Origin of the sequence: Aromatoleum toluolicum, from assembly GCF_012911005.2 — a bacterium.
Taxonomy (GTDB): Bacteria; Pseudomonadota; Gammaproteobacteria; order Burkholderiales; family Rhodocyclaceae; genus Aromatoleum; species Aromatoleum toluolicum.
This window is the reverse complement of the sequence record NZ_WTVS01000290.1, coordinates 12,821-33,226: the sequence shown is the minus strand read 5'-3', so window position 1 is coordinate 33,226 and position 20,406 is coordinate 12,821. Positions and strand designations below refer to the sequence as shown.

Annotated in this window: 23 protein-coding genes; 21 read left to right on the top strand and 2 right to left on the bottom strand. The window is 61.0% G+C overall.

The genetic code is table 11. From position 1 onward, the window contains the following. Nucleotides 1–7: 7 nt before the first annotated feature. The 19 genes from traL to GPA27_RS28890 are packed head-to-tail and all read left to right on the top strand — an operon-like array spanning nucleotide 8 to nucleotide 18,602. A complete protein-coding gene (gene traL / locus GPA27_RS28980; RefSeq protein WP_009242082.1) occupies nucleotides 8–301 on the top strand; it encodes a type IV conjugative transfer system protein TraL in 294 nt (97 codons plus the stop codon). Nucleotides 302–315: 14 nt separating this feature from the next. After that, the gene (locus GPA27_RS28975; RefSeq protein WP_009242083.1) at nucleotides 316–909 is read left to right on the top strand and encodes a type IV conjugative transfer system protein TraE; all 594 of its coding nucleotides are present in this window, start codon (nucleotides 316–318) and stop codon (nucleotides 907–909) included. Then, complete coding sequence (locus GPA27_RS28970; protein ID WP_009277744.1) at nucleotides 845–1,582, top strand: type-F conjugative transfer system secretin TraK; 738 nt, start codon at nucleotides 845–847, stop codon at nucleotides 1,580–1,582. Before GPA27_RS28975 ends, GPA27_RS28970 begins: the two co-directional genes overlap by 65 nt. Next, nucleotides 1,575–2,924 (top strand): TraB/TrbI/VirB10 family type IV secretion system protein, encoded by a 1,350-nt coding sequence (locus GPA27_RS28965; RefSeq protein ID WP_009242085.1) that lies wholly within the window; start codon nucleotides 1,575–1,577, stop codon nucleotides 2,922–2,924. Before GPA27_RS28970 ends, GPA27_RS28965 begins: the two co-directional genes overlap by 8 nt. Further along, the gene (locus GPA27_RS28960) at nucleotides 2,917–3,666 is read left to right on the top strand and encodes a DsbC family protein (protein ID WP_009242086.1); all 750 of its coding nucleotides are present in this window, start codon (nucleotides 2,917–2,919) and stop codon (nucleotides 3,664–3,666) included. Before GPA27_RS28965 ends, GPA27_RS28960 begins: the two co-directional genes overlap by 8 nt. Continuing rightward, the gene (locus tag GPA27_RS28955) at nucleotides 3,663–3,812 is read left to right on the top strand and encodes a hypothetical protein (protein WP_009242087.1); all 150 of its coding nucleotides are present in this window, start codon (nucleotides 3,663–3,665) and stop codon (nucleotides 3,810–3,812) included. The genes GPA27_RS28960 and GPA27_RS28955 overlap by 4 nt, the downstream gene beginning before the upstream one ends. Nucleotides 3,813–3,871: 59 nt before the next feature. Further along, a complete protein-coding gene (locus GPA27_RS28950; RefSeq protein ID WP_256223011.1) occupies nucleotides 3,872–4,459 on the top strand; it encodes a TraV family lipoprotein in 588 nt (195 codons plus the stop codon). Nucleotides 4,460–4,496: 37 nt separating this feature from the next. Beyond that, nucleotides 4,497–7,121 (top strand): type IV secretion system protein TraC, encoded by a 2,625-nt coding sequence (gene traC / locus GPA27_RS28945; RefSeq protein ID WP_009242089.1) that lies wholly within the window; start codon nucleotides 4,497–4,499, stop codon nucleotides 7,119–7,121. Continuing rightward, a complete protein-coding gene (locus GPA27_RS28940; protein WP_009242090.1) occupies nucleotides 7,111–7,539 on the top strand; it encodes a hypothetical protein in 429 nt (142 codons plus the stop codon). The genes traC and GPA27_RS28940 overlap by 11 nt, the downstream gene beginning before the upstream one ends. After that, nucleotides 7,539–8,015, top strand: coding sequence for a S26 family signal peptidase (locus tag GPA27_RS28935; RefSeq protein ID WP_009242091.1), 477 nt, complete (start codon nucleotides 7,539–7,541; stop codon nucleotides 8,013–8,015). Before GPA27_RS28940 ends, GPA27_RS28935 begins: the two co-directional genes overlap by 1 nt. Then, nucleotides 8,002–8,640, top strand: a complete 639-nt coding sequence (traW, locus tag GPA27_RS28930) for a type-F conjugative transfer system protein TraW (RefSeq protein WP_009242092.1) — start codon at nucleotides 8,002–8,004, stop codon at nucleotides 8,638–8,640. Before GPA27_RS28935 ends, traW begins: the two co-directional genes overlap by 14 nt. Next, entirely contained in the window at nucleotides 8,637–9,638 is a 1,002-nt protein-coding gene (gene traU, locus GPA27_RS28925; RefSeq protein WP_009242093.1) for a conjugal transfer pilus assembly protein TraU, read from the top strand. The genes traW and traU overlap by 4 nt, the downstream gene beginning before the upstream one ends. Continuing rightward, nucleotides 9,638–10,414: a type-F conjugative transfer system pilin assembly protein TrbC gene (gene trbC, locus GPA27_RS28920; RefSeq protein WP_009242094.1), complete on the top strand. Its 777-nt coding sequence runs from the start codon at nucleotides 9,638–9,640 to the stop codon at nucleotides 10,412–10,414. The genes traU and trbC overlap by 1 nt, the downstream gene beginning before the upstream one ends. Beyond that, nucleotides 10,411–11,709 (top strand): hypothetical protein, encoded by a 1,299-nt coding sequence (locus GPA27_RS28915; protein WP_009242095.1) that lies wholly within the window; start codon nucleotides 10,411–10,413, stop codon nucleotides 11,707–11,709. Before trbC ends, GPA27_RS28915 begins: the two co-directional genes overlap by 4 nt. Beyond that, nucleotides 11,706–12,950 carry a conjugal transfer protein TraN gene (locus GPA27_RS28910; RefSeq protein ID WP_009242096.1) on the top strand — a complete coding sequence of 415 codons (1,245 nt, stop codon included), beginning with the start codon at nucleotides 11,706–11,708 and terminating at the stop codon, nucleotides 12,948–12,950. The genes GPA27_RS28915 and GPA27_RS28910 overlap by 4 nt, the downstream gene beginning before the upstream one ends. After that, nucleotides 12,947–13,309, top strand: coding sequence for a hypothetical protein (locus GPA27_RS28905; protein ID WP_009242097.1), 363 nt, complete (start codon nucleotides 12,947–12,949; stop codon nucleotides 13,307–13,309). Before GPA27_RS28910 ends, GPA27_RS28905 begins: the two co-directional genes overlap by 4 nt. Before the next feature lie 4 nt (nucleotides 13,310–13,313). After that, nucleotides 13,314–14,126 (top strand): conjugal transfer protein TraF, encoded by an 813-nt coding sequence (locus GPA27_RS28900; RefSeq protein ID WP_009242098.1) that lies wholly within the window; start codon nucleotides 13,314–13,316, stop codon nucleotides 14,124–14,126. A 10-nt stretch (nucleotides 14,127–14,136) separates the two neighbouring features. Beyond that, nucleotides 14,137–15,543 carry a conjugal transfer protein TraH gene (locus tag GPA27_RS28895; protein ID WP_009242099.1) on the top strand — a complete coding sequence of 469 codons (1,407 nt, stop codon included), beginning with the start codon at nucleotides 14,137–14,139 and terminating at the stop codon, nucleotides 15,541–15,543. 11 nt (nucleotides 15,544–15,554) lie between these two features. Then, entirely contained in the window at nucleotides 15,555–18,602 is a 3,048-nt protein-coding gene (locus tag GPA27_RS28890; RefSeq protein ID WP_009277742.1) for a conjugal transfer protein TraG N-terminal domain-containing protein, read from the top strand. A gap of 24 nt (nucleotides 18,603–18,626) precedes the next feature. Here the strand turns inward: GPA27_RS28890 and GPA27_RS28885 are convergent, their stop codons facing one another. Together GPA27_RS28885 and GPA27_RS28880 are read right to left on the bottom strand one after the other, a co-directional pair. After that, complete coding sequence (locus tag GPA27_RS28885) at nucleotides 18,627–18,938, bottom strand: hypothetical protein (RefSeq protein ID WP_232295882.1); 312 nt, start codon at nucleotides 18,936–18,938, stop codon at nucleotides 18,627–18,629. Continuing rightward, nucleotides 18,938–19,192: a hypothetical protein gene (locus GPA27_RS28880; protein ID WP_009242139.1), complete on the bottom strand. Its 255-nt coding sequence runs from the start codon at nucleotides 19,190–19,192 to the stop codon at nucleotides 18,938–18,940. The genes GPA27_RS28885 and GPA27_RS28880 overlap by 1 nt, the downstream gene beginning before the upstream one ends. An 83-nt stretch (nucleotides 19,193–19,275) precedes the next feature. On the opposite strand from GPA27_RS28880, the gene GPA27_RS28875 reads away from it, so the two are divergent. After that, complete coding sequence (locus GPA27_RS28875) at nucleotides 19,276–19,605, top strand: TrfB-related DNA-binding protein (protein ID WP_009277741.1); 330 nt, start codon at nucleotides 19,276–19,278, stop codon at nucleotides 19,603–19,605. Between the two features lie 75 nt (nucleotides 19,606–19,680). Continuing rightward, on the top strand, nucleotides 19,681–20,406 hold the full coding sequence (locus GPA27_RS28870; RefSeq protein ID WP_009242138.1) for a M48 family metallopeptidase: 726 nt from the start codon (nucleotides 19,681–19,683) through the stop codon (nucleotides 20,404–20,406).

Below are 20,406 nucleotides of genomic sequence, written 5' to 3'. Positions count from 1 at the left end.
GGTGGCCATGTCCGAAAAAACGGATCTCTCTCACTACATCCCGCGCCGATTGGACGACGGAGCCAAATTCCTCTTTTGGGAAATGGACGTTGCCATGATCGGCCTCATGGGCGTGTTGGTTGGCATTGGCTCAGGCTTCCCGGTGATTGGGCTGTTCCTCGGTATTGGAGCGGCCTTTTTCTACGGGAAGCTGAAGGCTGGGAAGCATCCGGGCATGGCCACCCACCTCCTGTACTGGTTCACCGGGTTTCCCGAGCCGAAAGAGCTGCCGGGTAGCCACATTCGAGAACTCAATGGATAGGGGCTACACGCGCTATGGCACCAGATAAAGCAATCAATGAGCGGGACAAGTTGCAATCGCAAGTCCGCTTCCACCGCGCGATGAACGCGGGCCTGCTGGGCACTCTGTTTTTCGGGGTGCTGCTGCTGGGCTTCGTCGTCGTGCGCGACACAACCAAGATCGTGCCGCCTGAAGTTAAGCGGCCCTACGAGATTGGATCGAACTACGCCAATAAGGACTACCTGCTGGATATGGCCGGTTATGTCCTGGGCACGGTGTTGACCGTCACGCCGGAGACGGTTGATTACAACAACAAGGTGATTCTCAAGATGGCCGACCCGGACGGCTACGCCGGGTTGAAGACCGCGCTTGATGCGGCCGCAATGCGGCTCAAACAGGAGCGAGTCACCACTATTTGGGTTCCTCGCAAAGAGGAAGTCAGCGAGCAGGACAAGCGCGTGAAGGTCAGCGGAAAACTCAAGACCTTTATTGCCGACAAGCTCACTTCCGAACGCGAGAAGGACTATCTCGTTGAATTCACCATCACTACCTCGGGGCGTCTCTATGTTTCCAAGATCGAAGAAATCGTTAAGCGCGATCCTTCTGCTAACAAGCCTGCTGGCAACTGAAGCAGGCGCAACGCAAGTCGTTGAGAACGCTGACCGGGGCCACGTTCAAGTCAATATCTCGGTCAACGAAACCAATCGTCTCGCAATCGACGGGCGCCGCATTGCCAATGTGGTGCCCAGCGTGAAGGGCGTGCTGGCAGGCCAGAAGGACGAGGCCCTGGGGGCTTACTACTTCACGCTGGCCAGCGAGTCGCCCAACCAGGGCACGGTCACGGTTTTCGTGTCCGACGAGAAGGGCGTTACCTACAAGCTGATCCTCGTTCCGCGTCCGGTGGCCGGCGAGGAAATCATCATCCGGCCGCCGAGCGAGAAGGCTACGCCTTCGAGCCGCGCAGCCGCTGATGGCCGCACCGTCTCCTACCAGCGCCGCATCAAGGACTTGATGCTGGTGATGGCCGACGACGAGCTGAAGGACAGCGTTGAAACCATCCAGGTGAACAAGGAAGTGCCTTTGTGGAAAGAGGGGCGCTTGATCTTGGTGGCCAAGTACATGGATGGCGAAGTGGTGGGCGAGAAATACCGCCTGACCAACGTTTCCCCCTCCGAAATGCTGCTGGTCGAGCAGGAGCTTTACCGCCGTGGCGTGCGCGCCATTGCCGTAGAGCACCACACGCTGATGCAGGGCGACGGGACGGACATCTACATCGTTCGGGAGCGCAAAGACAATGAGTGAGCCGAACGCACAAACAAAGAAACGCCAGATGATGCTCATCGGCGGGGCAGTGACCGGCATTCTCGGTCTGGCCGGGGCTGGCATGTTCCTGTTCGACAGTGGCCCAGCACAGCACCGCGAAAAGCCCAAGACCGTCAGCATCACCGCACCGGGCACCGTAGATGACAAGGATGCGTGGCGTGCGCAGCAAGCGGCCAAGGAGAAGTCCAACGAAGCCTTGATCGGGGAAGTTAAGACCCAGCTCAAGGCCCAGGAGGAACAGAACAAGAAGCTCGCGCAGGCGCTGGAGGAACTGAAGGCCAACAAGGCCGCAGCCGGTTCGGCTGGCAGCGCAACGGCTGCGAAGCCAGATGCTTCGGTTCTGGACAAGCCTTTGCCCATTGGCAACGGCACCGGGCCGGGCCAGCGTGTTCTCCAGTCACCGAACGGCAAGGGCGGGGCCACCACCCTAAACCAGCCGCTCAATCAGGTGGATGTGCCGGCGCGGCGGGAAGTGGAAATCATCACCTTCAACAATGCCGAGGGCAAGGGCGCAGCGGGCGCAGCCGTTGGCGGCGCTGGTGGCATCACCGAGGTGCTGGGCTTCCCAACCGACGAGAAGGCCAAGAAGTACGGCACCACCTCGGGCGGGGCAGACGGCAAGAAGCAGACCATCGAGTTTCTGCCGGCTGGCTCCTTTGTGCGCGTGGCCATGCTCAACGGCGTGGATGCGCCGACAGGCGGGCAAGCCCAATCGAACCCGCTGCCGGTGGCTTTCCATGTGCTCGATGTCGCCAATCTGGCCAACAAGCACAAGCTGGACATCAAGGATTGCCGCATCGTGGCCGCCACCTGGGGCGATCTGTCCTCAGAGCGGATGATGGGCCGCACCGAAACCCTGGCCTGCGTTATCAACGGCGAGGCCGTTGAAATGGCGATCAAGGGCCAAGTGATTGGGGAAGACGGCAAGGCTGGGGTTCGGGGCCGTCTCGTCACCAAGCAGGGCCAGTTGCTCGCCAATGCCCTGTTTGCCGGCGCGCTCAGTGGTATCGGCAAAGCCTTCCAGTCCTCCGCAACCATCACCAGCACAGGCGGCGGCGGCATCACGCAAACCATCGACCCGGACAAGATCGGGCAAGCCGCTATCGGTGGTGGGGTAGGCAGCGCGGGCCAGCAGCTCGCTCAGTACTACCTCAAGGCTGCGGACAAGCTGTACCCCGTCATCGAAACCGATGGCGGCCGTACCGTCGAAATCCTCATCACCAAGGGCGCTGTTTATTCCGGCAAGGCGCTCGCCAAGGACGATTACCGGGGCCTCCTGAAGCGCACCGGCACCAACTCCAGGAGATACGAAGATGATTAAACGAGTGTTGACCCTCGCGCTGGCTGCTGCGCTGGCTGTTCCCGCATTTGCCCAAGATGAAGCGCCCGCGTCCGTGGTCGAGAAGTTCAAGACCATGTACCCGAAGACGACCTTCAAGGAAATTCGCAAGTCGCAAGTTTCCGGGCTGTATGAGGTAGTGATGGGCGAGAACATCGCCTACACCGACGAGTCGGGCCGCTACTTCATTTTCGGGCACCTGTTCGACATGCAGCAGCAAGTCGATCTGACTGCCCAGCGCAAGCTCGATAGCAAGAAAACCGAGTTCCCGGCACAGCAACTTGGCCAAGCGATCAAGACGGTCAAGGGCGACGGCAGCCGAATCCTGGCCGTGTTCAGCGACCCGGATTGCCCCTACTGCAAGCAGTTGGAGGGCGAGCTGGCCCGCCTGGACAACGTGACCATTTACACGTTCCTGTACCCGCTCGAATCGCTGCACCCGGAAGCCAAGACCAAGGCCGTCAGCGTGTGGTGCGCGCCGAACAAGGCGAAAGCCTGGAGCGAGCTGATGCTGGCCGGCAAGAAGCCCAAGCTGGTGGCCTGCAACAACCCCGTCAACGACAACTTGGTGCTGGGTTCCAAGCTGGGCGTGGTGGGCACTCCTACCCTGATTGCCGCCGATGGCCGCGTCCTGCCTGGCTCCGCACCGGCCGAGAAGATCGACCAGTGGCTGAACGCCGGTAAGCCTGGCGCGCCGGCCGCTGCGCAGGAGGCAACCCAATGAAGCGCACCGCCTTGATGTTTGGTGCCGGCGCGCTCGCCTTGGCCCTGACGGGCTGCGGTTCGCTCGCTGGCCGCGACTGCGGCGCTTGCTGCAAGGGTGTCGGTTTCAGCGGCAGTGCCGCGCACGCATGGGAGGGAAGCAAATGAAGGCACTGGCCTTGACCTTTGGCATCGGGGCCGTGGTGGCCCTATCCGGTTGCAGCAGCATGTCTGGCTTTGATGCGAAATCCGAATTCGCGTGCAAGGCCCCGGACGGCATCTTGTGCGAGTCGATGAGCGGCATCTACGCCAATGCCCAGGCGAAGAACCTGCCGGGCCAGCGCGTGAATGCGCGCGGCGAGGCTCCGGTGGAACTTTCGCAGGCGAAAGCCGGCAGCAACGTGATGACCAAGCCCATCTACTCGGGCACGCCGATCCGCAGCGCACCGCGCCTGCTTCGCGTCTGGTTCGCCCCGTGGGAAGACACCGATGGCGATCTGCACGACCAGTCCTACGTGTACCTGCCGGTCGATTCCGGCCGCTGGCTGATCGAGCACAACCGCCGCCGCATCCAGGACAACTACCGGCCGGTACGCGCCCCGTCGAATGTGACGGCCCAGGCTGCGCAGCCGCAAACGGCCGGCGCTGGCCAGCAACGGCAAAGCCCTGGCGTGCTGGGGCAGCAGCCAACGCCTCCCGCTGACAACGGGATGGAGTCTATCGGCGTCCGTCAAGACCGCATGAGCAACGAGCAAGCCACCGAGCTGCTGAACGGAATCATGCGCCCCGGCAACGTCATCCCGGACAGCGAATAAGCATCGCTGGCCGGGCGGCCAACATGGAGAACATTCAATGCAAGACAGCATGATGGACAAGCTAAAGGGTGCTGCCGCCCGGTTTTGGGACGAAACCGTGCTGGGCAACACCTCGGATGTCGGGAGCCAGCCGGCCCCCGTGGCGGCCGCCAACGAGGTGACGAGCCTCTATGGGCTGCACAGCATCCTCAAGTACGACCAATACGACCCCGACACGGGCCTTTTCTACAACGACAACTCGGTGGCCTTCTGCTTTGAAGTCATCGCGCAAACCGGCGCGGACGACGACATGGCGAGCCGCCTCAATACGCTCTTTACCCCGGTGCCGCCGCACTACGGAATTCAGTGGTGCCTGTTCGGTAGCCCGGTGCTGGATGACCAGTTCCAAGCGTACATGGATCAACGCCATATCGCGGTGGACAACGGCAAGACCACGCCGTTCTTTCAGGAGCTGGCCAAGCGCCGCGTGGAGTACATCTACAAGGCAAAGGGCAAGCCGCTTTGGCCCAATGACAACTACGTGGTGAAGAACATCCGCCTGCTGTTCTCCATCACCAAAGCCGGTTCCTTCCGTGACGCCAAGCTGGTGGAGGAAATGTACGAGCTGCGCGAGACAGTGCGCGCTTCGCTGCGCACGGCAAGCCTGCCGTCCTTCCCCCTCGATGCTGACGGGCTGATTAGCTTCCTGTGGCCGATCCTCAACCCCGAAAGCATGTTCAGCAAGGAGCCGTTCCCCGATCTGCGCTACGACGACGGGAAATCCATCAAAAACCAAGTCACGGCCTTTGGCCAGCATGTGCGCGTGAAAGCCAACGAGCTGCTGTTTGGCCTGCCGCCCGAGAAGCAGGGCGACGAAGACAAGCGCATCGCCGTGCGTGGCTTCGGCGTGCTTCAGTACCCGCAGAAGAAAGAGCTGTGGGAGATGGCCAACATCATCGGTTCGTTTTTCGATGACGGCCTTCAATACCCGTGCCCATTCCTGGTGTGCGGTGGCGTCTTCACGCTTGACCCCAACGTGGTGGACGGCAAGGCTCAGATCAAGGCCGCACGCACCAAGCAAAACGCCAAGTCCAAGATGGCCGAGTTCCAGCCCGAGCTTCAGGCCCAGGCGAACGATTGGGACATCGTGCTGCACCAGCTCAACAACGGCGGCAGCATGTGCGAGCTGTACCACACGCTGCTGCTGTTCGCACCCAAGCGCGTCATCAACCGGGCAAGCCAAGTGGCCCTGAACGTGTGGCGCAGCGAACGCTTCACGATCTGCCCGCTGCAACTGCTGCAACTGACGGCCCTGTATTCCAGCCTGCCCATGACGCTCACCGAGACGGTGCGCGACGACTTGCAGAAGCTACGCCTCATCACGTCCAAGACCACGGTGAACGCGGTGGACATGGCCCCGGTGATTGGCGAATGGAAGGGCGCAGGCGACCCGGTGATGATGTTCTTTGGCCGTCGTGGCACCCCTACCTTCCTCGACTTCTACAGCAACCAGCAGGGCAACTACAACGTGTTCGTGGCGGGCGTGTCCGGTTCGGGCAAGTCCGTGACCATGAACGAAGTCGTTTCGGCCTATCGAGGTATTGGCGCGCGGGTGTGGGTGATCGACGTGGGCCGCAGCTATCAGAACCTGATCCGGCTCCAGAAAGGCACCTTCCTGGAGTTCACGCCGAGCACGAAGCTGTGCATCAATCCATTCACTTGGGTGGGCACTGACGACGAGCTGGATTTCAAGGCGGAAATGCGGATGCTCAAGCCGATGATCGGCCGCATGGCGTCCCCCAATGCGCCGCTGACGGAATTCCAGTACGCGCTGATCGGGGAGGCGATTACCGCCGTCTGGCAAGACTACGGGCAGGACACCAACCCGACCCGCATCCGCGACTACCTGTTGAGCAACATCAAGAACGAGTCGGGCAGCACCGAGCGCGTGGCCTACGAGCTGGCCAAGCAGCTCGCGCCGTTCACCAAGGATGGCGTCTATGGGGACTTCTTCAACGGCCGCGCCAACATCAGCTTGGACGCCGACATGGTGGGGCTGGAGCTGGAGGAACTGAAGAACGCTCCCGAGCTGCGCCGCGTGGTGCTGTTCGTGCTGACCTCGCGCATTGCCCACGACATGTATCTGACCCGCGACCGCAAGAAGCTGTGTCTGGTCGATGAGGCATGGCAGCTCCTGGGGGCTGACAAGGAAACCGCAGAGTTCATCGAGGAAGGCTACCGCCGCGCCCGGAAGTACAACGGCATTTTTTGTGTGGGCACGCAAGGTATCGAAGACGCCTATAAAAATGATGCGGCCCAGGCGGCCTACAACAACGCCGACTGGAAGATTCTGCTGCGCCAAGACCGCAAGAACCTGGAAAAGCTGATCGAGGACGGCATGGTGAATTTCTCGCCGGCCGTGAAGCGGATGCTGCTGTCGCTGCGCACCGAGCGCGGCCGCTTCAGCGAAATGCTCATTTCCTCGCCCAACGGCGATTCCGTGGTGCGCCACATCCCCGATCCCTTCTCCCTGCTGATGGCTTCGACCAACGCGCAGGACTTCAACGAATGCAACGCGCTGCTGGAGCAGGGCCATTCCACGATGGAAGCCCTGGAAATCATGCTGGCCCGCCGCGCCCCTCAAGAACAACTGTCCCCGCGCCGGAGGAAAGATGACTACTGAACCGAACACCAACCCAACCCCCGAGACGCCAGCGCCGGCCGAGGCCGCCGTGCCGGCCGCCGACCGGATGCGTTATGTGATCCCGGCCGTGCTGTCCACCTTGCTCACGCTGGTGGCGCTCGCGCCAGTGGCCTACGTCATCAACCGCAACATGCCTGCGCGTGTGGCCACCGTTGATTTGCAGGTGCTGGTGGAGGAAGACCAGAAGCGCACCCTCGACGTGATCGGGAAGGGTGGCGACGTGACCGACGAGCAGCGCGCCGTGGCGCAGAAGCTGACCATCGACTTTGCCAAGAAGCTGTCCGCGACCGTGGATGCGCTGGGGCAAGAGTGCAACTGCGTGATCGTCAACAAGGCGGCGCTGCTGGGTGGCGTGACCATCGACTACACGGATCAAGTCCGGGCGAGGATGAAGTGATGAAGGCGAAGCGCATCTACTGGACAGTTTGCGCGGGTGTGTTCGCCGTGGGTGCGCTGGCCGCCGCCACTACCCCTTGGCTGGATTACACCTTCAACCTCACCAACAGCCTGCCCGGCACCCTCTACGTGATCCACAAGGGCGGGGAAGTGAAGAAGGGCGAGCTGATCGCCTACCGCTGGCATGGCGGTGCGACCTATCCCGCTGGCACCACCTTCATCAAGCGCGTGGCCGGTGTGGCTGGCGACACGGTTAAACGGGCCGGCAGCGCGTTTTGGGTGAATGACCAATACATCGGCACCGCCAAGCCCTTCTCGAAGGCTGGCGTGCCTCTCCAGCCCGCGCAAGAGGGCGTTATCGGGGCAGGGGAGTATTTCGTTTCGACGCCCAACCCGAACAGCCTGGACTCGCGGTATGCGCTGACCGGCAACGTGAAGCAGGCCGAAGTCATCGGGAGGGCTTATGAGATTTTCTAAGCTGATCGCAGCCCTGCTGATCGCCTCGATCCTGCCTGCCGCGAACGCGGCGAGCTTGGGCAGCATCGGGCCGACCTACCCGATTGGGGAGGAAAGCGCCCTCGACATGATTATGAAGAAGCTGCGCGAAAAGGAGCGTAGCGGCGAGCTGAAGCGGTTGCAGGAAGAAGCCATCCGCCGCTCGATGGGCAGCATCAAGAACATGAAGCCGGTGGACGGTATCACCACCGTGCGCGCCCGCGCGCAGCGTTTCATCGACCCCACCGTGACCTACACCAAGCCGGTGACGACCGACGACGGCCGCATCGTGGTGCCGGCTGGAACGAAGATCAACCCGCTGGACATGACCAGCCTGACGAAGACGCTGGTTTTCTTCGACGGCCGCGACCCCGAACAGCGCGAAGCAGTGGGGCGCTTGGTGGCCAAGGGCGGCCAGCTCAAGGTGAAGCCGATTCTCGTTGCTGGGTCTTGGCTCGACCTCACCAAAGCCTGGAAGACCCAAGTTTTCTACGACCAGAAGGGCACCCTTTCCAAACGGTTCGGCATCACGGCCGTGCCGGCTGTGATTCGTCAGCAGGGAAAGATGCTTGTGCTCGATGAGATTCCCGCGAAGGAGCTGCAATGAAACGCTGGCTTGTAATGGCTTTCATGGTGCTCGCGGCGACTTTCGCGCGCGAAAGTATGGCCGGCGTGTGCCAGGGCAAGTTTGCCAACCCCATCACCGATATTTGCTGGAGCTGCCTGTTCCCGCTGACGTTGGGCGGCACGCCGATCATGACGATGGGCCAGGAGGACACCGGCAACCCGGACGGCTTCCTCTGCACCTGCACCAACCCGCTGCGCATCGGCATCAAGACCGGCTTTTGGGAGCCGGCGCGGCGCGTGGATGTGACCCGCACCCCGTACTGCTTTGTCTCGCTGGGAGGCATCAAGCTCGATCCCGGTATCCGTGCCCCGGAAGGCGAGATCCGTTTGCAGCAGGACAACACCAAGCAGTCCAACTATCAGGTTCATTGGTACGCCGATCCGATCCTTTATTGGCTGGAGGTGATCCTGGATAACCCGTGCCTGGAGACGGGTTCCTTTGACGTGGCCTACATCACCGAAGTCGATCCGACTTGGAACGACGACGAGCTGACCATGCTGCTGAACCCGGAAACTTTCCTGTTCGGCAACCCCATTGCCCAAGCCGCGTGTGCCGGCGACTGCGTGTTGTCATCGGCTGGCTTTGGCAGTAACGCGCTTTTCTGGTGCGCCGGCTGCCAGGGTTCGATCTACCCCTTCAACGGCCATGTGCAGGCCCACGTCTCACACGTACAAGCCAGTTCGCTGCTGGTGCAGCGCATGACGGCCAAGCTGCACCGCGAATTCCTGATGTGGGGCACCTCTGGCGCTGACGGCTTGTGCGGCATCTATCCCGAGCCGGTGATGGACAAGACCCAATACAAGTACCAGATGCTCTACCCGATCCCGCAGACGGAAAAGATCAACGGGCGCTGCTGCCAACCCTATGGCCGCACGACCGCGATTTGGGGCGCTGGCAAGAGCTACCCGTATGCCGGCGAAGACTTCGCCTACATGATTTTCCGCAAGAAAAACTGCTGCCTGGGAGTGGGATTCTGATGAACAAGAAAACTGTCATCGGGCTGATGCTGCTGGCCGCTTTCGCCCGCGAAAGCGTGGCGCAGAGCACGCCGACCGCATCCCAGCTCGACCAAGAACGCCAACGCATCGAGCTTGAGCGCAAGCAGATGTTTGACCCGAACAACCCCGCCTCGAAGGCCAAGAAGGGCGCTATGCCCAACTCGGCCGACATCGACCGGGAAATGCGCCGCGTAGATCGTGAGCGCAAGCAGATGTTCGATCCAAACAACCCCGCGACCAAGAACGCCGCCAACGTGTTCCCCAACGTGCCGACGCCGGAGCGCGCCGGGATCGACATCGAGGCGCTGGCCAAGCAATACGAGCAAAAGGCCCAGGCCCGCAAGATGGATGACCTGATGATTTTCGCCAGCTTCACGATGCCGGCCGAATCACTCAAGCGGATCGTCAGCCAAGCCAACCGGGTGGGGGCTTCTGTGGTGCTGCGCGGTTTCAAGAACAACTCGCTGAAGGATACGGCGCTGGCCATCAAGGAGCTGGGAGAGCAGGGCGGCAACGTCCTGGTGAACCCCAACGCCTTCACCAAGTACAAGGTCAAGGCTGTTCCCACGATGGTGCTGGCCAAGGCCGCAACCATCGACCAAGTGGACAACGAGGGCTGCGCCCTCCCTGACAACTTTGTGGCAGTGGCCGGTGACGTTTCGCTGGACTACGCCCTGGACGAGATTGTGCGCCGCGCGCCGCAGTTTGAAGCCGTGGCGTCTCGCTACCTTCGCCAGATCAGGGGGAACCAATGAAGCGCGTCCTTTCCATCGCCGCGATGCTGGCCGCTGTGGGCGTAGCCAGCGCACAAACCATCACGACGCCGGCCGACGCCTTCAATGCCGGCAAGGACTTCGCCAACACGGGCAAAGGTGTGGTGGGGGGCAAGATCAATGGGGCAACTGGCTCCAACGTGCTGCCGTACTACAGCACCACGGCACCGGAGACGGCAAACTTCCAGGAGGGGCGCAACCTCATCGGCGGGGCGGGCACGAACAAGCAGATTCAGTGCGAGACGTACAAGGCCCCCAATGCCTTCCAGCAGCAGGAATGCGACGCGGTGAACTTCATGAGCAAGAACCCGACGCAGCGGCCGAAGTTCACCATCGACAAGCAGACCGACCCGATCCTGACCGGCTCCAAAGGCGTCATCAACAACCCCGGCAGCATCCCCGGCGCTTCGACGCAGCAATGCCGCGTGGAGCGCGTGAAAAACCCGGCGACCTACATCACCGAGACTTGCACGGAAACGCAGACGCTGGAAAACCTGTCCTGCAAGCGCGTGCTCAAGGTGGCGTGCGATCCAGAACGCGACGGCTGCGACCAGGGCGGCATTGTCCCGAATAGCTGGGCCGGCGACATGGCCACCAGCTTCACCCCGGACGGGGCCGGCAACTACATCCTCCAGTTCGGCACCATCGCGGACAACTATTGGGGCGGCTGGGGTGCGGTGTACGACCGCAACCTCACTTTCGACATCCGTGACGTGGGGCTGATTACCCGTTTCGCCCTGACCCGTGCCGCGTTTGACGACTGGCTGATGGTCAAGGTGAACGGCAACCTCGTCTATGTCGGCCCGCGTGGTGGCGACCGCCTCGAAATCTATTCGCCGCCTCCGGTCTTCGAGTCCTCCAGCACGCGCTCATGCACGCAGACTTGGGACGATTGGGGCAGTGGCTGGCAGTGCTCCGATACGGGCGGCGGCGGTTGGTGGGGCGGCGGCGGTGGCGGTAATGCCGTCTCCTACCAATCCTGCACGGCCGTGGGCGGCGGCTGGAATTGCACAACCAGCGACTACCGCACCGGCATGGTTCAGTACTGCGCCACCTGCTTCAGCGGCCCGGAGCTTTCGACGAGCTGGAACTTCGGCTTGAACATCGACGTGAAGCCCTACCTCAAGAACGGCTCCAACACGATCTTCATGCGGACGATTGTTGCGGGCGGCGGGGAAGGGGCGATCCAGCTCACGACGCGCCAACTGTGCCCGCGCAACTGCTATGACCAATGGGACAACAGCCAGTGCGCTCCCCTGGAACAGAGGGCTCAATGATGATGAAGAAGATTCTTGCCGCATTGGCCTTTGTCGCCAGCTTCAGCGCCTTCGCAGCGCCTGACTGCCAGAAGACGGGAACGGTTTGCACCGCGCCCAACCAGACCCGCAACGTGTCGGGCCTGTCCGTCTTTCGTGAATGCTGGGAATACCAGGACACCTATCAATGCCGCAGCCAGAACATGGTCAACGACTGCCAGCCGCTGCGAGACAAGGGGTGCTCTCAGATCGGATCGTCATGCGTGGAGCGCGACGATTCCGGCACCTGCGTGATGTACGAGCAGAAATACAACTGCCCGGACAAGCCTGAAACCTACACCGAGAAAACGGTGTGCGATCAAAGCGCCTTCTGCCAGAACGGCGGGGCTGGGTGCTTTGATACCAGCGCGCCACCCGACAAGGACTTTGGCCAAGCGGCCGTGATGATGGAGGCCGCCCGCGAGGCCGGCGTGTACGGCATCGACCCGAACAAGGTCGAAATCTTCAAGGGCTACATGGAGGAATGCAGCATCAAGGTCTTGGGTGGCACCACGCTCAAGAGCTGCTGCAAGTCAGCCGGTGGTGGCGCTGCCTTCAGCAATTACGCGCTCCTGGGCGCCGGCATGAAGGCGGCAGGCGAAGCGGGCCGCGAATCCATCGTGCTGGGTTCCAAGTACATGTACGACTCGCTGTATGGCCAGCTCGACAGCTCCCTTGTAGATAAGGGACTTGGCGCAATGAATAGCTGGGCCTCCGGCTTGGGTGATGGTGTCTTCAATCCGCAATTCGGGTTCTATGGCTTCACTTTTGAGTTCACCTTTGCCAACGGCTTCCAGTTCGTCGGTTTTGACCCGTACAGCTTCGCCCTGTCCGTGGCAATCATGCTGGTGCAGGAATGGTTGAGCTGCGATTCGGCCGAGCAGGTCATGGCCATGAAGCGCGGCCAAAACCTGTGCGTCCATATTGAGACGTATTGCAGCAAGAAGGTGCTCAAGGTCTGCGTGGAGAAGAAGGAACGCCACTGCTGCTTTAACTCCAAGCTGGCCAAGATCATCAACCGCCAAGGCCGCGCCCAACTCGGGATGCCGATGAATAGCTGCGGCGGCTTCAACCAGGCGCAGCTCCAGGCCCTCGATTTCTCCCGGATTGATCTGTCCGAGTTCATCGCGGACATCGTGCCCAAGGATGTGCCGGCATCGACCATGAGCAACCGGGTGCAGCAGACCGTCAACAAAAAAGTTCAGAGCTACTACGACCAATGAAAACTCTCTCTATCGCCCTCATTCTGCTGGCCTGCTCGACTTTCGCGCGCGAAAGCCTCGCTGGGCCAACCGTCTATACCCGGCAACACGACGTGCTGGCCGCTGCGATCCGCAACGGCAGCTCCAGCGGCGTCATGGAAGGGGAGGTGGCCGAGCACTTCACGCGCCAATTCCGCTCGACCGGGCCGCTGCTGGTGACTGCGAAGGTCATCAAGTCTTTCAGCCGCGCCGACTGCAAGCGCCTTGAAATGGTGTTCACCAAGAAGGACGTGGATACCCCACAAGGCCGCACCGACGCGATCCTGAAGACCCAGCTCAACTACTGCCTCGACGGCACCCCGCCAATTTCCGTGGAGTAAGCCAATGATGAAGCGAAGCCTTCTCCTGCTGGCCCTGCTGTCCGGGTACGCCAATGCGCAGTCACTGGATTACCCGTCTGTTTGGCAGTGCGATGCGAACAAGCCCAACTGGTACTGCGACATGGAAGACGCCAAGCCGCAACCTGTGCAGCCGACGCCGGCACCGGCACGGCAGCAGACTAGCCGCAAGGCTGACCAGCCAAAGCGCATCGAGCTGAAGGACATCAAGACCGCCGAGCAACTGCGACAAGAACTGAAGCGCCGGGAAGACGTGGCGGTGATGAACCCCACCGACCAGAACATGAAGGACTACCTGGAGCTTTGGCAGATGACGCAGGACAAGGGGGCTGTCTTCGCTGACAACTGGCGGCGCGTGGTCTGGCAAAACCCGAGCCTCGACTACGCGCAAAAGCGGCCGGTCAATAACTCCGCGATCAAGATTTACGACGAAGGCCGCATTCAGAACGAGGAACAGCAACTGAAGATGTTGGCCAAGGAGCACGGGCTGATCTTCTTCTTCCGTAGCGACTGCCCGTACTGCCATGCAATGGCCCCGACGCTGAAGATGCTTTCCGACAAGTACGGCATCGAGGTGCTGCCGGTATCAGTCGATGGCATGGGCCTGCCCGAGTTCCCGAACCCCCGCGACGGCCGCGCGCAAGCTGCGGCTTGGGGGATTGAGCGCGTGCCGGCACTGTTCATTGGCTCAAAGCAGACCGGCGACCGTGCGCCCGTGGGCTTCGGAATGATGGCCCTAACCGAAATCGTCAATCGAATCTTTGTCCTCACCGGCACCAAGCCCGGCGATAACTTCTAAGGAGCTGCCCATGCTACTGAAAAAAGTAACGGCGCTGGTGACGGCATTTGCTTTCACCACCTCTACCTACGCCATGAACATGCAGGAGCTTTTCGACTCCGTGAATGCTCAAGGCAACGTCAGCAACCCGGCCGTGCTGCAAGGCCAGACGATGAACCTCTACACCGGGGGCAGTCTGTTCATGCGGATGCCCAAGCGCACCTACCAACTGGCGACGGTGACGCCGCCGAGCTGGAACGCTGGGTGCGGCGGCATTGACCTGTTCGCGGGCGGCTTCTCGTTCATCAACAAAGAGCAGTTCGTGGCCATGCTGCGCAACATTGGCTCGAATGCCCTGGGCTACGGCTTCAAGCTGGCCATTCAGAACCTGTGCCCGACCTGCGACAACGTGATGCAGGCCCTGCAAGCCACGGCGCAAGCTGCCAATCGTCTCAACATGGATTCCTGCGAGGCGGCCAAGGGGATCGTCAATGCGGCCGTGCCCGACACCTGGACGCGCGGCAAGCAAAACGCGGCTAAGAACTTCGGTGTGGACACCAACATTTTCGAGAACATCACCGACGCTTGGACGAACGTGATGAACAGCGAAAGCCGGGCCAACCAGACGGTGAACTCGGCGGCCAGCGCGCGACCCGAGGCGAAAGACCAGCTCCCGACCGGCAACGTGGTTTGGAAGGCGCTCAAGAAGCTCGATGGCGTCACCGACGAGCAACGCATGATCCTGATGTCGATGATCGGCAGCATGATTTTCCCGACCGGCGACACCCCGCAACTGCCTATCCCGCTGCTGCGCAAGGAAATCACGGTGGAGGCCCTGGTGGGTGCGCGTACCACCTCCGACACCATCACGGTGCCGATCTGGCGTTGCGACACCACCAGCGCGGACGGCTGCTTGAGTCCGACCGAGGATGAAGTGACCACCAAGAGCTTCAAGACGATGGTGCGGGAGAAGATGGAAAAAATCTCCGACAAGATCGCCAACCGTTCAGCTCACGACGACATGGCGGCCACCATCGGCTTCCTGAACGCAACCGATCTGCCCATCTACAAGATGCTGGCCGTGACGACAACCCTCAACAACACCTCGATGGCCGACGCGCTGATTGGCCGCTACCAGGAGCTGATCGCCGCCAAATACGCCGAGGTTTACATCCAGCGTGCCGTCACCGACCTGCGCGGCGCGATGGCGAAGTTCTCTGCCGCAGCCGATGCCACCCAGGCCGCCGAGCTGGGCAAGATGAAGCCCGAGCTGGAGGAAATTTCGCGCGCGGCAAAGCAGGTGCTGGCCACTGCCTACTCGCAGACCATCAGCACCTACAACATCGCCCAGGAGGTGCAGTACATGGAGCGTGCGCTGAATGCCAACCTGTCGCAGACGCTGCGTAACTCGCTCGCCTTCGGCAAGAGCCTGCGCTAAGGGGGGATGCCGTGGACATCGAAATTCAAACCTACTGGAACGTAGAAACGCTCTACTACGTCTTCAACGCCGTGGCCTCGATGATGGCCGGCGCTGGCTTCGCTGGCTTGCTGAAGCTGGTTTTCCTGTTCGCCATCGCAATCGGCATGTTCGGCTACATGAACAAGCAGCTCGAAATGGCGAAGTGGTTTATCCACGCCCTGGCCTTTGTGACCGTGCTCAATCTGCCGATCGCGCGCGTTGCCTTGACAGACAAGACAGGGCTGGAGCCGCCGCGCGTGGTTGATAACGTGCCCTTTGCCCTGGCCGTCACTGCGCAGACGACCAATCTGGTGTTCGGCGCGCTGACCAACACCTATGAAACGGTCTTCGGTGTCCCTGAAGACCTGGGCCTGCAAAAAGGGGATGTGGGCTTCGGGCACCGCATCCTGAAACAAGTCAATAACGCGACGATCCGCGACCCCAGCTTGCGCTCCGACCTGATGCAGTTCATCAAGGAATGCACGCTGTACGACGTGAAAGACGGTGAAATCACCCCGCAGCAGATTGTGGGCGGCACCGATACCTGGAACGTGATTTTCAACAACACGAGTCCAGCCCGCTTCGTCACCTACAACACCCTGACGAATGCGCCTACCACCGATACCTGCACCAATGTTGCGGCCATCCTGAAGGAGAAGGTCAACGACGCGGTAACGGCTGGCCAAGCCTTCTACGGCAAGCAGGCTTTCACGCGGGCAAGCAGTGATGCTATCGCTACCAGCATGTTCGTTTCGACGGTGGGCACGTCCTACGACTGGATTCTGAACAACTCCAGCAACGCCTCAGACGCGATGAAGCAGGCGATGTTCAACAACATCTGGAAGGAGGCCGGCACCGAGCTGCCGGCGCTGCTGAACGATCCTGCGCGGGTGGCCGAGGTTAATGCCCTGGCCGGCGCTGCCCAAGCGGCGCGGCAAGCGGACGGCTCCAACAGCACCTTGAGCCTGCTGGCGCAAGAGACGCTGCCCCACATGCGCAACTGGATCGAGGCAATCATCTACGGTCTGTTCCCGGTTGTTGTGGTGCTGATGGTTGTCAGCTCGACCGAGGGGGCAAAGAAGATCATTGCGGGCTACATGATGTCGCTGGCCTGGATCGGCCTGTGGCCAATCTTGTTTGCCGTCATCAACCACCTGTCGCTCATGCACTTGCGCTACAAGGCGCGCGCGCTGGAGCTGGCGGCCGGTGTGCCGTTCCAGCTCACCGATGCTTTCGACGCCACGCTGACCAACGAGCAGGCGGCCATCGGCTACATGGTTGTCCTGGTGCCATTCATCGCCGGGGCCATCATCAAGCTGGGGCAGGGCGGTTTCATGGGTGTTGCCGACCGGATGATGACCGGCTTTGCCTCTGCCGGGGCGGCGGTGGGCGCAAGCAATGCCAGCGGCAATGTCAGCATGGGCCAAGCTGGACTTGATACCGCATCGGTCAACACGACCTCGATGAACAAGTACGACAGCAACATCGGCCTGCAAGGCGGCGGGGCAACCATCGGTCGGGGCAATGGCTCGACGGCCACGATGGCCGCGAACGGCGCGGTTGCCTTGCAACAGCTCCAAAACCGGATGCTGACGCAGATGAACATGGATCACCGACTGGAAGCCGGCCGCAACCAGGAAGCGCATCGTACCGACATCACATCGACCGGGGATCAACTGGCGCGCCGGCACGGCGACAGCTCCAGCCTCACGGACGTGAAGGGGCACGATACAACCCGTGGTCAATATCAGAATACGGGTGTGGTGGCGGCTCGCGGGAGCGAGGGTGGGTATGGTGGCCAGCACTCAACCGGCCAGAACTTGGATCGCAACTTCCGTGAGGGTTCGCACTTCCGCACGGCGGCCGGTGCCAATGACCAGCTCCACATGAATTTGGGTGTTGGCCGTGGGAACCCCAACGGCGGCGGTGCGCCTGGTGCTGGCGGTGCAGGCGGTGCGCCTGATCCGCGCGAGGAAAAGCGCATTGCCGACGCCATGAAGCAGGGCGGCGCGAACCAGCAACAGATCGACCAAGCTCTGAAGAACTACCGGGGCGGCAAGGGTGGTGCCCAGCCTTCGGGCGGCCTCATCAACGCGGGCCTGGGGTACAACGGCGCGAAGACCTACACGGCCGAGCACGGCCGGGATCGGGGCGTGGATACGGTTCATGGCAACCAGGAAGCCGCGCGCACCGAGCGCACGTTTGCTGAACGCGGCTCACGAACCGAGCAGGCCGGGACGGGCAACCAATCGGCCCAAAACGACCGCCACGGCCGCGATGCAGCCCTCACAAACGTGGATGAAGTTTCCCGCGTGCGTGATGTCTCTGACCGCCGTGAGTTCGGTACTGGCGACCGCGCCAACCGTAGCGACAGCAACAGCTTCACGACTCACAAGGATCTGATGGCCGATCCGTATCTGTTCGAGAAGGTGGCCGCGCGCAATGGCATGACCGCCATGCGTTTCGCCAACCAATCCGAAGACCGGATCATGGACATGGTGCAGGACTACGTGAGCGAGAAGGGCATGGTTCAACAAGCTACCACCATGCCGCAGCAGACTTTCGCAGGCGAAAAACTGCCGACCACGAAGGGCGAGCTGGAGAAGCAATCCGCCAAGGATCGCGCCGGCATCCCGCAGGACATCCAGGGCGTCCACAAGAAGAAGGTGGCACAGACCGGCTACGGCGGAACCGCTCCGCTCAAGGTCGATACCTCTGCGCCTCCGATCATTGCGGAATCCAGAGGGGACGTACAGGGCCAGCTCGACCCGAAGAACAAGGGCAGCATCCCGGCGCGTGCTGGGGCCTTGGACGAGAACGTGAATGCCTGGGCCAGCCCGGACAAGGCTGTAGGCGCTGGGCGGGCCAATCCCGCAGCCGTCAACGAGGACAACATGATCCGCGACGGCAAGGACACCGTTCAGAAGGCTTGGGACAAGCTGACTGGCGGCGACGGTACGGCAGACGGCGAAAAGCTGAACGACAACATGAAGCGGGAAACGGCCGCCTCGGTTCAGATCAACAACGGCAGCAAGTAAAGGGAAAGGGGGCTTTGCCCCCTTTCAAGAATTGCCGCCCGTGTAGTTATCGCCCCAGGGTAAATGATGAACAACACAAGACTTGCCGGTAAATGGATTAACGCCTGCTGCGCTATTTGGCGCGCCAGTGCCGGGCCATTTCGACATTCCCTTGAATCCATCGCTTAACCACCATGCAAGCCAGAATGGAATCCAGAAAATCAATCCGCCGCCGAGCATTGGAATGTAGTCGGCAAGGAAATTACCACCGGATGCCGAAAGTGCGGCAGCGGCCGGCAATGGAAGCCAGAGCATCCAGCGCCTTCGAGAGAACAGCATTTTTTTCAGTCGCATCATTATTGTTCCTCAATAACCAGCATCACGTAGGTGGCCGTGTTTTTGTCATCTTGCATATGCACGACACGGAAGCCCTTTTCGTAAATCTGCTTGATCGTCACCTTGCCGATGTGTTCGCACTGCAACACCGAGTCGCCACCACGGAAGGGGCCGATGCAGACACCGCCACGCTTCGCGGCGGCCGCTTGGGCGCTGGCGTTCGTCATGCCGGCAAGTGCTGCCACGATGAAAGCAACGTAAAGCATCTTTTTCATTACAACTCTCCTTCCAATTTGGATAGAATTTGCGCATCTTGTCTATTGACAAAATACGCTCAAAACCCTTACGGTGCAAGGGGATGAGCCAGATATTCAAGACTGTTTCCGCAGCGTGTGGCCATGTGTCGCGTGCTGTCTTCGTGAAAGCAGCGCGGCGGCTGGGTCTTTCGTCCGAATCTTACCGCATCGCTGAAGAAGTGTTCCTCAAAGGCTACCGGCAGGCAACCGTCGCGCGCCACGTCGGCGTCTCGCGTCAGCGGGTGCATTCAGTGTGCCGGGAGCTGCTGGAAGAAATCAACAACCAACTTTCCCCTGAAAGGGCAACCGATGAAAAAACTACTCCTGATTCTCATTACCACGGCCACCTTGGGCGGATGTGCTTCGCAACAGCCTCTCAGCATGAGAAATGACTGGCGCGCTGGCACCGATCAAACGCCGTATCGCTCGATCCCCACAGCCTTAATCTGTGACGACTGCAATTTGCAATGATCCCGTCTCACTGGTTCAGACGGATCATTCTGATCGTCTTCATCATGGAGGTTGCTGGCGGCATTTTGTGGGTAACTGGCAGGTTATCCACGAATCCGGCCGCCAAGCCAATGACTCAGGCTCTCGGTAGCCTGATATTCCTGTTCGGCTTTTATGCCAGCGCGCCATTATCGGCGCGCTTCCTTGCTCCGCGACCGTCGCGGGATGCTGTGCTTCAAGAGCGTTTGGCAAGGATAGTGGCAACCGTCCCTGATAGTCGCCCCGTCTTCCTGTATGACCATGCCGACAAGGAAGCCAACACCGTGGGGCTGCTGCCGAGTCATTCGCGCATCTACGTGACAACCGGCCTGCTGGCCAGCATGAGCGACGAGGGTATGCGGGGCGTGATCGCCCATGAAAACGCACATGTTCATGAGCGCCATATCTTCGCCACGTTCACCTATGCCTGCTGCTTTGCTGTGAGCAGCCACCTCCTGGACAACAACAACTTTTTCTTTGCCGCCTTCCTCCTGTTCCTGGGGATTCGCCGGTATTGCGAGTACCGGGCGGATGCCGGCGCTGCGCAGTCCGTAGGGCGCGAAGCGATGTTGACGGCGCTGCGCGAGCTGGCCGTGTTGTACCCCTCGAAATCCTGGGTTCGCTGGTTCTCGTTCGCCAATGCTTACCCAACCTTGGCCATGCGGATGCGGGCCGTGGAAACCGGGCGAAAGGCCCTTCTGTGA